Source organism: Brasilonema sp. UFV-L1 (assembly GCF_012912105.1).
Taxonomy (GTDB): domain Bacteria; phylum Cyanobacteriota; class Cyanobacteriia; order Cyanobacteriales; family Nostocaceae; genus Brasilonema.
Genome location: NZ_QMEA01000002.1, coordinates 1 through 12,716, shown reverse-complemented (window position 1 = coordinate 12,716; position 12,716 = coordinate 1). Strand labels below are relative to the sequence as shown.

At 40.9% G+C, this 12,716-nt stretch carries 11 protein-coding genes, 1 tRNA gene and 1 pseudogene; 4 read left to right on the top strand and 9 right to left on the bottom strand.

The annotated features are described in order from the left end of the window. Window positions 1-257 precede the first annotated feature (257 nt). Window positions 258-2,153: a choice-of-anchor Q domain-containing protein gene (locus DP117_RS00820; protein WP_169216446.1), complete on the top strand. Its 1,896-nt coding sequence runs from the start codon at window positions 258-260 to the stop codon at window positions 2,151-2,153. Window positions 2,154-2,600: 447 nt separating this feature from the next. Here the strand turns inward: DP117_RS00820 and DP117_RS00815 are convergent, their stop codons facing one another. Further along, window positions 2,601-3,440: a sterol desaturase family protein gene (locus DP117_RS00815; protein ID WP_169216445.1), complete on the bottom strand. Its 840-nt coding sequence runs from the start codon at window positions 3,438-3,440 to the stop codon at window positions 2,601-2,603. Window positions 3,441-3,577: 137 nt separating this feature from the next. Between DP117_RS00815 and DP117_RS00810 the strand changes: the two are divergent. Then, window positions 3,578-3,862: pseudogene (locus DP117_RS00810) on the top strand (antibiotic biosynthesis monooxygenase); the annotation flags it as partial. Between the two features lie 29 nt (window positions 3,863-3,891). On the opposite strand, the gene rd reads toward DP117_RS00810, so the two are convergent. The 5 genes from rd to DP117_RS00785 all read right to left on the bottom strand — a co-directional run bounded on the left by rd (window position 3,892) and on the right by DP117_RS00785 (window position 9,798). Continuing rightward, window positions 3,892-4,053 carry a rubredoxin gene (rd, locus tag DP117_RS00805; protein ID WP_169216444.1) on the bottom strand — a complete coding sequence of 54 codons (162 nt, stop codon included), beginning with the start codon at window positions 4,051-4,053 and terminating at the stop codon, window positions 3,892-3,894. A 129-nt stretch (window positions 4,054-4,182) separates the two neighbouring features. Beyond that, on the bottom strand, window positions 4,183-5,967 hold the full coding sequence (locus tag DP117_RS00800; RefSeq protein ID WP_169216443.1) for a M61 family metallopeptidase: 1,785 nt from the start codon (window positions 5,965-5,967) through the stop codon (window positions 4,183-4,185). 635 nt (window positions 5,968-6,602) lie between these two features. Continuing rightward, window positions 6,603-7,778 carry a HetZ-related protein 2 gene (locus DP117_RS00795; RefSeq protein ID WP_169216442.1) on the bottom strand — a complete coding sequence of 392 codons (1,176 nt, stop codon included), beginning with the start codon at window positions 7,776-7,778 and terminating at the stop codon, window positions 6,603-6,605. A gap of 874 nt (window positions 7,779-8,652) precedes the next feature. Continuing rightward, complete coding sequence (locus DP117_RS00790; protein WP_169216441.1) at window positions 8,653-9,384, bottom strand: TIGR04283 family arsenosugar biosynthesis glycosyltransferase; 732 nt, start codon at window positions 9,382-9,384, stop codon at window positions 8,653-8,655. 75 nt (window positions 9,385-9,459) lie between these two features. Then, window positions 9,460-9,798: a carbon dioxide-concentrating mechanism protein CcmK gene (locus DP117_RS00785; protein WP_169216440.1), complete on the bottom strand. Its 339-nt coding sequence runs from the start codon at window positions 9,796-9,798 to the stop codon at window positions 9,460-9,462. A 412-nt stretch (window positions 9,799-10,210) separates the two neighbouring features. Here DP117_RS00785 and DP117_RS00780 point away from each other — a divergent pair, with 412 nt between their 5' ends. Both DP117_RS00780 and DP117_RS00775 read left to right on the top strand, forming a co-directional pair. Then, entirely contained in the window at window positions 10,211-10,882 is a 672-nt protein-coding gene (locus DP117_RS00780) for a class I SAM-dependent methyltransferase (RefSeq protein WP_169216439.1), read from the top strand. A 55-nt stretch (window positions 10,883-10,937) separates the two neighbouring features. Further along, window positions 10,938-11,009 (top strand) — tRNA-Lys (locus DP117_RS00775). 79 nt (window positions 11,010-11,088) lie between these two features. Here the strand turns inward: DP117_RS00775 and DP117_RS00770 are convergent. The 3 genes from DP117_RS00770 to DP117_RS00760 all read right to left on the bottom strand — a co-directional run bounded on the left by DP117_RS00770 (window position 11,089) and on the right by DP117_RS00760 (window position 12,361). Next, window positions 11,089-11,334 carry a hypothetical protein gene (locus DP117_RS00770; protein ID WP_169216435.1) on the bottom strand — a complete coding sequence of 82 codons (246 nt, stop codon included), beginning with the start codon at window positions 11,332-11,334 and terminating at the stop codon, window positions 11,089-11,091. Between the two features lie 497 nt (window positions 11,335-11,831). Continuing rightward, on the bottom strand, window positions 11,832-12,029 hold the full coding sequence (locus DP117_RS00765) for an HNH endonuclease (protein ID WP_339381186.1): 198 nt from the start codon (window positions 12,027-12,029) through the stop codon (window positions 11,832-11,834). Between the two features lie 80 nt (window positions 12,030-12,109). After that, window positions 12,110-12,361 (bottom strand): helix-turn-helix domain-containing protein, encoded by a 252-nt coding sequence (locus tag DP117_RS00760; protein ID WP_169216438.1) that lies wholly within the window; start codon window positions 12,359-12,361, stop codon window positions 12,110-12,112. Between the last annotated feature and the right edge of the window lie 355 nt (window positions 12,362-12,716).

Here is a 12,716-nt window from a genome sequence, read left to right as displayed (position 1 = left end):
AACGATGGCTAAGCCCAAAATGAGCGAAGCATTTACCTAACTCGTGCCGGATAATTATCTTACCCTATAAACTTTCAATGACAGTGAAAAAGTTTCTGTTGTTGAAGGTTGAGATTTAATGTGCGTTGCTTCAGTAAAGCGCGAAATCTCTACAATCTTTTAGGGCTTAATTCAATTGCTTTGATATTCAGGGTCCTTCCTTTCTTCGGGTCATCTGCAGTTACGACGTTAACGAAGAACTTGACGGAGGCAAAATCATGAACTTTACAGACTGTCAATCTCAGCCGCTTCAAAGCAATACTTCAATTCAACCAATTTCTGATGTCATCACTAATAACAGCAACTCTCAAAATTCCACTCTTAATGTGAATGGAGATAGTGGTGGGACTTCCAAAGGTATACAAGACACCATCGATTCTTGGACCAACAAGAACTTTAGTGGGCAAAACAGCCAGATAGATGGTAGCAGCGGAAGCAGTACTGTACTTGGTATCTCTAATGATGATCAAAGTCTGGTTAACAATGGTAACAATAATCTCAGTAGTAGCAATGGAGACTCTCTGACCGGAGGACAGGATACCCTAGTTGGTGACTCTAATGGAAACACTGAAGACCTGACCAATTCTGGTGCTACATCTTCATCACCTAGTTCTTCATTGACACCCACATCCGTTTCTTCTTCAACACCATCAGCCAATAACTCTGGTACTGTGTACTATGTTTCACAAGATGGTAGTGATGACAATCCAGGTACAATTGATAAACCTTGGAAAAGCATTAACTACGCAGTTGGAGAAAATTCTGTTATCAAAGCAGGTGACACTGTTTTGGTTCAACCAGGTACTTACAGCGAGCTAGTGACTCTTGGTAAATCTGGTAACAGCGAATCAGGTGATATCATACTCAAAGCCAATGGTGATGTTACATTGCGTGACCCTGACCCTATCAATGGAGGTTTCCGAGAAGGAGTTATTCAGTCTGTAGGTAAAAGCAATTGGGTTATTGATGGTTTCCGCATTGAAGACACATCTTGGGCTGGAATCTCTATGCGTGATGCCAGCGATATAACAATTCAAAACAATTACACCTACAACACTGGTTCCTCAGGTATCATTGCTATGCCTGATACTTACTTCGGAGGTGGAGAAGAGCAAGTTACCAGTAAGAATATTAAGGTGCTCAACAACACTATTGAAAATGCCAATGCAAGATGGCAAGGTGGTAGAGGCGATGATCCACTGAAAACGCAAGAATCCCTAAGCATTTGGGGTGTTGATGGTTTTGAGGTAGCTAATAACACTCTTAAAGGGGGTACACGCGAAGGTATCGACATTAAAACTGGTTCCCGAAATGGCTCTGTTCATGGCAACTATGTAACTGGTCAAGCCACGATTTCCGGTACAAATCAGGGCTATGAAGGTGGTCCTGCTATTTATGTAGATGGTTTCAGTTCTAACACGTTTAATGTTGACGTCTACAACAATGTGGTCACCGACAACTTTGGTGATGGAATTGTGGTTGCAGATGAAGTGCCTAATCAAGGGGATGTCTCTGATATCCGAGTTTACAACAACGTTGTTTATGGCAATGGACTACAAGGAGTGAATTCTGGTCGAGGAATTGGCGTTATGAGTAATGTTCGTGACGTGGAGATTTTCAACAATACCGTTGTTAATAATGTCGAAGCCATTGAAGTCGATGGTTCGAGTTATGTGGCTGGTGGTTATAAACCTACTGACATTGCGATTCGCAACAATATCTTTACTGATAGTACCTACCGGAATGGCTTGATTGAAGATACGGGCAATCTGACTTTGGAAAATAACTTGTTCTCGAACAAGTATGAGAACCTGTATGAAGGTGGAACTGGAATTGATAACCTGAGCGCTAACAATAACACCAAGGTCGAGTCAGCTGGATTTGTCAGCTTCAGTGGCTATGAAACCCTCTATGGACGTGAAATTGGAAGTAATAACCAGAACCCAAACAATAACACCAATGCCAATGATTTCCATCTTACATCTGCATCGCCAGCAATTGATGCTGGTTCCTCTGCAATCGGTCAATATGCACAGGCCGATAAGGATGGTGTACAACGACCTCAAGGCGCTGGTATTGATATAGGTGCCTATGAATATTCAAGTGCTAGTTGAGAAGACTGTTGTCTCAATCGTTTGAGCAATGTTTAAGGATGAGGTAAATTTTGTGTTGAGTCAAACTAGATGCCAATCAATATAGTGTTTCTCATGCACAAATGTATTTACACTCATCCTTAACAGGTTCGTCGTAAGTCCCCCGCTATAACGGTACTCCGTTTAGCGGCGGGATATAAGACGGGCAACGACAATTGAGCAATAGGGATCCCCAACGTGGCATCGACGAATGAAACTGGAAGCCCCCACCATAAACGGTACTCCGTTTTGGTGGCGGGTACTTCACAATATTGTTCATAGGGATACCCAAAAAATAAAATATCCAGCTGTATTCGTTATCGAGTGTGCAACACGCTGTTTTAGGCGCTTGCAACGGCTGGATATTTTATGTGCCATAGGAGTCCTGGATTATGCAAAGCTGATTCACCTTTAGTAGAATCGCCCTTCTCAAACAGCTGATGTGTCGTCACGTCTGTGCCAGTAATCTCGTTGTTTTTGAAACGGCATAATCAAAATATGCTGTAGCTGGTTGTCGTCAAAAGACGAGTAGGCTGGTACACCAATGTCAATCTCGGACTGGAAAAAGTTAAAATGCAGTGTTTGATGTAGTCTGTCCCACCAAGAAAAAACAACAGAAAAGTTGGAGTTGGTTTCTTGTTGTACCTGCGAATGATGAATACTATGCATACGCGGCGTCACCAATATCATGTTTAGCAGGCGTTCCACTCCAAGTGGAAGACGGACGTTACTATGGTGAAAAAGCGTGTTGATCTGAAAAACTAACTCGTAAATGATGTAAGTTTCTACTGATACGCCAATCAAAGCAACCTGAAGAACACGAAATCCTGCTGATAGAACAATCTCGACAAAGTGAAAGCGAAATCCTGTAGAAACATCTAAATCTGGGTCGATGTGATGGACATTGTGGAAGCGCCATAATAATGGAAATCTATGGTTAGCCCGATGCCAATAGTAAAATGTGAGATCCATCAACAAAAAGGCAATCACCCCTTGGGCGACTCTGTTTGGGAACATCGCACTTTCAATCACTGCGGGTAGTACTACGATGTGAATCAATCCCAAGGACTGCTGCTGAGTCCACTGCATTACAATTTGGGCAGCAGGTTGTACAATTGCCGCATTTGCAACAAAAGCAAGAGCAGTAACGCAAAAGTTGATAAATAGGCGTTTGAAGAGTGAATGTTTCACAGAACGTAAGGGAACGATTCTCTCCAAAAGAAGGAGAAAAATGAAGACTCCGGTAACAACGATAAAAACGAATAACATTGCTATCAACTCATCGACTGAGCATTTTGTACCAGATTAGGTGTGCTTCAGTAAGCTACACGTCACCTCACATCGTGGTTATGCTCATTGTTTTAAGATTTTAAAAAACAGAGCTTACCCACTTGCTGTAAAACTTTATGATTCTAGAACTTGCAATCCTCAATGTTCGCAAAGGGATGGAAAGCGAATTTGAAATCACTTTCGCCAGAGCATCTGCTATCATTGCTTCAATCGGAGGATACATATCTCATGAACTCCAACGCTGTATTGAAGTCCCAAACCAGTATTTGCTTCTTGTCCGATGGCAAACCTTAGAAGACCATACTACCGGGTTTCGTAACTCACCTAAATATGAGCAATGGAAGCGCTTACTTCACCATTTCTACGAACCATTTCCCAAGGTTGAGCATTTTGAAAAGGTATTCGCAGTATCACTGCAGTTAACAGTTGCTCATTCTTCAAGCTCAAATTCGTCTTTTCCTGCCCCACACACAGGACATACCCAGTCCTCTGGTATATCTTCAAACGCTGTCCCCGGTGCTATGTCATTCTCCGGATCGCCTACCTCAGGATCGTATTCGTAGCCACAGACGCCACATACATACTTTTCCATTCTTCTCCTCCGTTGATAGAGTATCTGCCTTGCATTGATCTTACCCGTATATGGCTTTATCTGTGTAACTCGTAATTCGTAATTCGTGATTTTGGTAAATACGAATTACGAATTATCAAATACAAATGACTAGCGTAGGGTTGTCAAAGGCACACCTAACCATCCAGCAAAATTTTCTTTCTGTGTAGGAGAAGGATTTTCTACTGGTCTTATATGATACTTTTTGACACGAGGAGATGCCAGGGTGACAGGTAGAGTATGAAGTTCATCTTGATGGAAAATAGTGACTTGAATGATATCTTTCGGTTGGTAATCTTTCAGGCGATCGCTCAACCCATTCGCTGTGACACGCAAACCATCAATAGCCACTAACTCATCTGCTGAGTCAATTCCTGCTAATTGTGCAGGTGAACTTGCTTCAACAAACTTAATCACTTCTCGTCCATGTTCACTGCTGACTTTTACACCTAGGTAAGGTTCTTCATCCTTTTCTTCTACCAGTTCCAAGCCAAATGGTTCCAAGTATTCATTGAAAGGCAAATCTTCTGTTTGATCAATGTAGCTGTTGAAGAAATCGGTCAAATCCATACCAGCAATGAACTCAATAACTTCTTGCAATTCTTCTGGGGTGTAACCAATTTCATCTGTTCCAAACTGATGCCACATTTGCAGCATGACATCATCAAGTGATTTCTGATTTCTATGTCGTGAACGAATCAGCAAATCTAGCAACAACGACACCATTTCACCTTTTAAATAGTAAGAAATTTGGCTATTACCGCTGTTGGCATCTTGACGATAAAGTTTAATCCATGAATCAAAACTTGACTCTGCAAGCGATTGTACCTTGCGTCCTGGAGTCGTTTCATGCCGAGAAATTTCCTTACTCAAATTATTCAAGAATGACTTCGCATCATAAATTCCTGCGCGAAAGGGAATAAGCAAATCGTAGTAACTTGTCGTCCCTTCACAAAACCACAGTGATGATGTATAGTTTTCTTGGTCGTAATCAAAGACCTCTAGCGCTTTGGGGCGAATACGCTTAACATTCCACAAGTGAAAGAACTCGTGTGCAACCAATTGGATGAAGCGTTCGTATTTGTCGCGATCGCGAAAGCCAAAGCGCTGATAAATCAGCGAACAGCAGTCTTTATGCTCCAAACCACCATAAGCTTGAGCGAGTAAATGCAGAATAAATACGTATCGTTGATATGGTAACCCACCAAACATTCGTGCTTCTACTTCGATAATTTTTCCAATGTCAGCAATCATCTGCTGCAACTGGAAATTCCCTTTACCCCAAATTGCCAGTTCATGGGGTTTTCCCAAAACTTCAAAGTGATGTAACTGGTGGGTACCAATTTCAAAGGGGCTGTCTACAAGCGTATCAAAATCTAAAGCACAAAAAATATTGACTTTTTGTCTGACTGGTGGTAACGATGTAGTGGTCTTCCACTCTGGGTGTGGCGGTATAATACTGACCTGTATTGGTTCTCTTTCCCAACCTAGTATTCTAAAAAACAGTGCTGCACCATTGAAATAGCCATGACTAGAGTCCAAGTGATTTGTTCGCACTGATAATTCATTAGCAAATATACGGTAATGTATAATTACTTCTGATATGTAACTTGTTTCAACTTGCCAGTGATTTTTACTGATTTTTTGCCAGGACAAAGGCTTATCATTGCTAAAAGCAGCAAAATCTTGTAAGTTTTTGGCATATTCTCGCACTAAGTAGGACCCAGGGGTCCACACTGGCAGTTTCAAGTCTAAAATCGGCGATGAGTAGTCTACCAGACGCAAAGTCACTTCAAACAGGTGCGTTTCTGGTTTGGGCATTGCCACCTGGTAGTAAATTGTCGGTGCAGTTTGCTGGGTGTAAGTGTTAGTGCGAGGTGCTGTTGCTTCAGTCATCTTTGTTTGTGAGTAAGAATTCTGAGTTATGAATTATTAGTTCATAGTTCATAGTTAATGGTCAATAGTCAAGAGTTGCAAGTCAAAAAATTTGCTGACTGCTCTTACCTCAGCACTTAATACTTGTTTACACTAAACCCGTTCAATTAAGCAGTTGTCTAAAGTGAATGAGATATCCTACTTAATTAGTATTGTCTATTTTTATTCAATTGTCTATCACCACTTGGAAAACATTGTCGTTCCATCTTTTTTGCATTCGAGCATTTTCTAAGGTTTTGATTCCATCACTTCTTTCCTTGTTAGTGTTTTCCGTATACTCTACTTAATATATATTATACTTCGTTAACGTTAGATCAAAAGTGTTAGTGATGCATACTAAAGACTCAGCGCTGTTACGTACGACTTTTGTGTGTTTCGCAAATTTTTGTTATTATTTACATCATTTAAGAGTTCATCAATGATTCTTTTAGAAAAGACAATTGTAAAAAACATGACAAATCATCTGAAAATTGTTTAGAAATTGGAAACAGGTAATTGTTACTCAATAGTTGGCAGTCTCTAGTTTAGCAGTTGAAGTCTACTAAACTACAGGGTTTCAAATCTGGAGCAATTACCAATTTCCTTTTCCGGACGCTTCACTCTTGACTCCTCAAAGTCTGGGCTAACAGATAAACTTTAGTCCATTCACCGACTGCTTGATGAGTTTTAAGTTTTAACACAGACGCGATGTTTTCTATGGAATCACCTGCTCTACGCAATTCTAGGACTTGGCGCTGCATGGGGGTCAATTGTTCGTACAATTTTTGCCACTGCTTTGGTGTCAGCCCCAAATTATGCTCTTTCAAGGAAATTGACAGCCAGCTATCTACCAGTTCTGGTTTCCCTTTGAGGGCAAACACACGTACAGCGTGGTAGCTTACTTTTTCTCTGAGTCGGTACACTTCTTTGATTGGCTTGTTGAGCTTTTTGGCAATTTCATCTTGAGGCTTGCCTTGTAGATAAAGTCGCAGCCACTCTACAGCTTCTTGCCCAAGATTTTCTTGTAAATAATCCTCAAATTCTTGCTTGACTGTTTGACGCAGTGCTTGTTGTTCTTCTTGCTGAATAGCTTCTTGATATTCAGCTATTGCCTGAGTATCAACTAAGTTGACTCGATTATCACTGTCATCAGTAAGAATTTCTTCAGAGACAAGCCTAACTAAGTCCTGACTTGGCACTTGAGTTAAACCACCACGTTGAGTCCTCCGTAGGTAATTTACAAAACGATATACCAAAAGTGGTTGATTGCGGACTGGTCGCAAGCAATACTCTTCTACACTGGCAAACAGTAGGGCATTTTTTAGTCTGCCATCAGTTGTAAATTCACCAATGTAAATCATTTGTTGTTGTATGTAATTATCACTTTGCAGTAGTTCTTGGATAACTTCTTGCAGTACGTCTAACACTGTCCGTTGGCGATCGCGACTCAAGGCAATCCAAGTCTGAACTTTATTACGTAATGTTACCAAACTTCCCAATCGAGTGATTAAGTTGCGGTAAGCACGTTCCCTGGCAATTCCTAAGTAACGTTGACGCAAAATTTTGTAGCGGTACTCCATGGCTTGTTTGGCGATATCCAATTCTTTTGAGCTAAGTAGCTCAAATCGATGTAAGTCACTTCCCAAAAGCCATTTCACTATACTTTCCCTATTGGGAACACTCTGTTCTGGACATTCTATATCCAAGCGTTTTCGCCAATCTTGCGCCAGTTTGTCCGCCTCCGAAGCCATGGTGAGATTGCGCTCCTCAATACCCTGTTTTAAAGTTTGCATCAATCACAACCCCCTTTTATCCCTCTTTACCTTTACACTGGCAGCTGCACCTGATTTGATGATGTCCATCATGACATCCAATGTCTTTCCTCTTTTATTACGTTTTGACTCACTAAAGTTATGCAGGTATTTTTCAATTTCGATGCATCTTCGCAATCTTGAATAACCAAAAATCAATACTTGTGAGCTTTTCTCGCTACTTGACCTAAAGTTTAACTTTTGTAAACCTAGGATACGTTATGTTGACTCAGAAAAACGAGCGAGTCAAAGTGTATGACCTTGCAAGATGTTTTGATGAGGGATCTGGAAAAACTAACATTTTGCACTTGATAATGCTGGCGAATTTCATCAACCTTTCTAGACGCTGTTTTACCAATCTATGTTTCACCGTTACTGAGCTTTCTATTGGTAGTATACATTATTGCTACTTTTTATACTATTTTTTTAGCAGTACTGTATATGCATGATCACTCAAGACAGGGATCCATTTTGTATTTGCCAATTATAGATAGACGCAAGCACTCTTAGCGTGTATCCATTTTTAAAACATTTGGATTATCTAAGAATGACTAGTCGTTATATTATGCAAAAAAAGACCGGTAAAAATTTTTCGTCAAAAAGAGCTTGGTCAACTACTTGTTGTCATTTTACAAATCCATCATCATGTAGGAAATATAAGACAAAATACTATTAGTAATAAATAAGAAAAAGTCAGAAAAAGCAAGAGATTTGATGATTGATTTTGAGAATTTATCTGATTGTTAAAAGAAATTGTTTTCTTTCAGATTAGAGTATATAGTATAGTATATAATATTCTCAATTTTTTATAAAAAATTTTGAGGTACCCTTGTGGGTACCTTAATCAGCCCGATTTTCAGCGAACATCCTCATAAAACTGCTTGAGGTATTGTGGCGAGACGCCTAAACCCCAAAGAAAGCCGATAGAAAGATATATAGCTGTCGCTTTGAGGAAACCCCAGTGTGCCACACGGCGATCGCTGCTTTGGACAATGCGGTTTACCAGGCGGATTTTCCCCTGTTGCACAAGCTTCAAACATAAGTCAGCCTCTTCCATGATTGGAAGATTGCTGTCAAAACCTCCACATTCCCAAAAATGAGCACGACGTGCAAACATTACTTGGTCACCAAACAACAAGCGCAGTCCTTGAAAAAACAGGTGTGGACGAAAAAGCAATGGTGCGTAATAACTTTTCACAAAATTGTGTAGTGATACTCCCCATCGAGTAGTTTGATCACCTGTCATCAAAGAAATAAAACCTCCAGCAGCAACAGTTTCGTCCACTAGTGTCTCGTTAATGACTGTCACAAGATCGTCTGGAACCAACGTGTCTGCATGTAAAAAGCAAAGGATTTCTCCTGTTGCGATCTCTGCACCTTGATTCATTTGTGCAGCACGTCCGCGTTTTTTGGCAGCAATCACGGAAACTCCAGCTTTTTGAGCTATGGTGACAGTTTCGTCAGAACTGCCACCATCAATCACTAGCACTTCCCGAACTGGAGGTACTACTATAGTGAGATGACGTAGAGTGCGTTCTAGACAGCTCGCCTCATTTAAGGTAGGGATAATAATCGAGATATTAGACATGAATTAGTCATGAATCATTAGTCATCGGTCATTAGTCAAATTTTTCTGAATGACCGACTATAAACTAACCAGCAATTACCTGCGTACAATTGGATTTTCCACTGCTTGTCGGTATTGCTCAACTTGTTCTGTGTAACCGATAGGCAGGACAGCTTCAACGTTTTCATGAGGACGAGGAATAATGACCCAGGATTCAAGGGTACCACCATGAACCTGTTCTACAGCCTCAATACCAGCTTGCATAGCAGTTTTGACCTCAGATACATCTCCACGAATATTAACTGTAAAGCGAGCACTACCCACCCTTATATATCCTACGAGGGTGACTCGACCTGCTTTCACCATTGCATCTGCTGCTGCTAGCACAGCAGGAAAACCCTTTGTTTCAATTGATCCAACTGCCTGTAGTGGCATTGGTTATCTCCTATATCAGTAAACGTATGTGGCGCTACTGAATTATTGTACGAATCTTCCTGTAGATTTTGATAGATATAATCCATTATCTTTACTTTCAACAAATCACGAAGCTTAGCTGCATGAAGTCAAAGGTTGAAAACTATAACTTCATTCCTCGTTCCAAGGAGAATAAATTTACGGGATTGACAAAATACAAAATCTATGAATGCCAAATTCATCGCTTAAAAACATCTGGAAAATAGGAGACTTTTATCAACCATACCTAACCTAAAGCAGATTCAAAGTGTTTCCATACCAGCTTAAGCTTTAAAGTTGTTTTCTTGTGGCTGATTACCAATATTGCGGTAATTTCCCATATGGCAACAAAAGTGACAGTGCCAAAGCTTACGTTTTTAACAAGAGAAAAGTCATGAAATTACAAGCAATATTAAAGGTTTTGTTGGTAATAGTCAGTGTCGGTAGCCTGACGTTGGTTGGTTGCACTCAGCAACAGCAAGTCAGTTCCCAGGGAGAGGTTGAAGCATCTCCTTCTACCATAGAAGTTCAGCAAAAGTCTACACCCACAACTCAACCGACAGAACGGACACCAGATGTTGTATATGTACCAACACCTCCGGAAGTCGTAGACAGAATGTTAAAAGTTGCGAAGGTTAGCAAAAATGATATTCTGTACGACCTTGGCAGTGGAGACGGACGAATTCCCATTACTGCAGTACAAAAGTATGGCGTCAAGAAGGCTGTGGGTATAGATATTGACTCACAACGCATCAAAGAGGCTAACGAAAATGCTAAAAAAGCAAAAGTCACTGACAAAGTGAAGTTTCTCCAGCAAGATTTATTTAAGAGTGACTTTAGCGAAGCAACAGTGGTGACTCTCTACTTGCTGCCAGAACTCAATGTGAAGTTGCGTTCGCAGCTATTTCAGCAACTCAAACCTGGTACCCGTATTGTGTCGCACGCTTTTGACATGGGAGAGTGGAAACCTGAAAAGGTTGAGCAAGTCGATGGAAGAACGATTTATTTCTGGACTATCCCAAAACAAATTCCGGCGAATTTACAACAATCAACTTCCAGCAGTTAATCTGCTAGACAAATTTAGCGTCGAGGTGATATCATGTAATATCTAAATATCCTAGGGGTGACTAGCTCAACGGTAGAGCAGTGGACTCTTAATCCATTGGTTGCGGGTTCAAATCCCTCGTCACCCATTTTTTGAACAAAAAATGTTGAGCACCGTCCCTACCTAAAAATACTTGAAAACCCAAGTTGCGAGCTGTTTGACTTAACTCACATCTTGCACCTGGAAATTTGGATGTTAATTCCTTGACTAAGTGCCAGTTCTCTCAGGGATTCAATGTCTTGTAGAATAAGGTACACCACCAAATGAGGAAATATAGTTTGGAATGCAATTTTTGCAGCTTCTCCCCAATTAGGTAGATATAAAGATGCGTTAAGCGTAGCTCTGCCGTAGGCAATCGCCGTCGATAAATAAGCCCAGTGCGCCAAAACATAAGAAATAAGGGACAGTACCAACCAACGATAAACCCCTAAAAGTGTCCCCTGTCCAAAACGGTGCAAGCCCTATCGCATCTTCCACAAACTTGCTCTCAGTAAGCTCTAGCGCTTCACACCACTGCTGTACTTTTGGTTTTTGACTCTTGAAAGTCTTCGACACGTGTCGGACAACGTAAACCGAGCGCCAGATACTGTCGGAAAAAGTCCGAGTCTTTAATTCTCAATAATGATAATCATGGGAGCAGGGGGAGAGGATGCCTACGGCATCCTCTCGCTTTTTCTTTTTTATAACAGAGGGTTGAGCGTCGCTCAACCCTCTCTCCACCCCCTACACGATGATCATTTTTATTTAAAAACTCATTATTCAATTTATGAAGCATATCTTGTCCTAAGTGATTTTGAAGCTAGTCGTGTCCGTTTGATTAAAGTCAACGACTCCCTCACCAGAGCCGTTGCTCTCCAAAACGGAACGTGATACTTTCGCATCATTCCGCTCCTCAATGAAATGGTGCTTGTCATACATAGATCACAACCAGCATATCGTCAACCCATCTATAGTCCTCCGGGATGACTGGCGGCTTAGGCTTGACACTATTACAGTCAGATTGATTGCCAAGACTACCATCATTGGCAGTCTTATTATCATGACAATGCCGATGAAGAAGTTGGAGGTTTTTGTATTCATCTGAACCGGATTTTGATTTCGGTATGATGTGGTCTACTGACTGTCTAATTATTTAATTGAGCAATTAAAACGTCCAGACGTTCATATGTGTTTGCATATGTGTTTGGTCTAATGAAATTGCCGCATGGCGATCGCCTGTCTGTCTTCCAAAAATATGATGTCGTCCTCTTTCAACTTTGGTTTAACCCCTCGACCTGACAATTCCCAAAGCCCCTCCAGGCCTAATCTCTGCCATTTATGCAAAACGTCTCTCACTGTTTGATCCGTCCAATTAAAGTGAGCCGCGATTTTTTCTACATACCAACCATGTGCATTTAATCTGATGACCTCTGCTCGCTCTTTGACATGAATGTGGCACATCTGCAGTTCTAATGTTTAATAGAGTGCGATCTTGCTCACGACTGAGGAATACCCTTAAACGAGCGCCCATATACTAGTTACCCAATATAGATGTATTCTCCGTATTTACTTATCTTCACATAGTTTGGTTTTTTTATGCCGACTTACTTACCCCCGCGCTTGTCATGTTCAGATGTGTTTGCCCTGTCTGCCCACTCGTGCTTTATGCCAGTTGCGTAAGTCCTGAGTATTTTGATTTTTCTCATGCAAACTTTTTCATGCAAATTTTTTCAACCCAGTACCGTGGATAAACACAGCATCAAAAACAAAAGCCACCTCAACCAAAGGAAGAGGAGGCTTTTGTGTCAAAAAAAGT

Bases quoted from the DNA above. Each gene is read 5' to 3' on its own strand.
- DP117_RS00820 (WP_169216446.1), top strand. From the start codon at position 258: ATGAACTTTACAGACTGTCAATCTCAGCCGCTTCAAAGCAATACTTCA.
- DP117_RS00815 (WP_169216445.1), bottom strand. From the start codon at position 3,440: ATGTTATTCGTTTTTATCGTTGTTACCGGAGTCTTCATTTTTCTCCTT.
- rd (WP_169216444.1), bottom strand. From the start codon at position 4,053: ATGGAAAAGTATGTATGTGGCGTCTGTGGCTACGAATACGATCCTGAG.
- DP117_RS00800 (WP_169216443.1), bottom strand. From the start codon at position 5,967: ATGACTGAAGCAACAGCACCTCGCACTAACACTTACACCCAGCAAACT.
- DP117_RS00795 (WP_169216442.1), bottom strand. From the start codon at position 7,778: ATGCAAACTTTAAAACAGGGTATTGAGGAGCGCAATCTCACCATGGCT.
- DP117_RS00790 (WP_169216441.1), bottom strand. From the start codon at position 9,384: ATGTCTAATATCTCGATTATTATCCCTACCTTAAATGAGGCGAGCTGT.
- DP117_RS00785 (WP_169216440.1), bottom strand. From the start codon at position 9,798: ATGCCACTACAGGCAGTTGGATCAATTGAAACAAAGGGTTTTCCTGCT.
- DP117_RS00780 (WP_169216439.1), top strand. From the start codon at position 10,211: ATGAAATTACAAGCAATATTAAAGGTTTTGTTGGTAATAGTCAGTGTC.
- DP117_RS00760 (WP_169216438.1), bottom strand. From the start codon at position 12,361: ATGTGCCACATTCATGTCAAAGAGCGAGCAGAGGTCATCAGATTAAAT.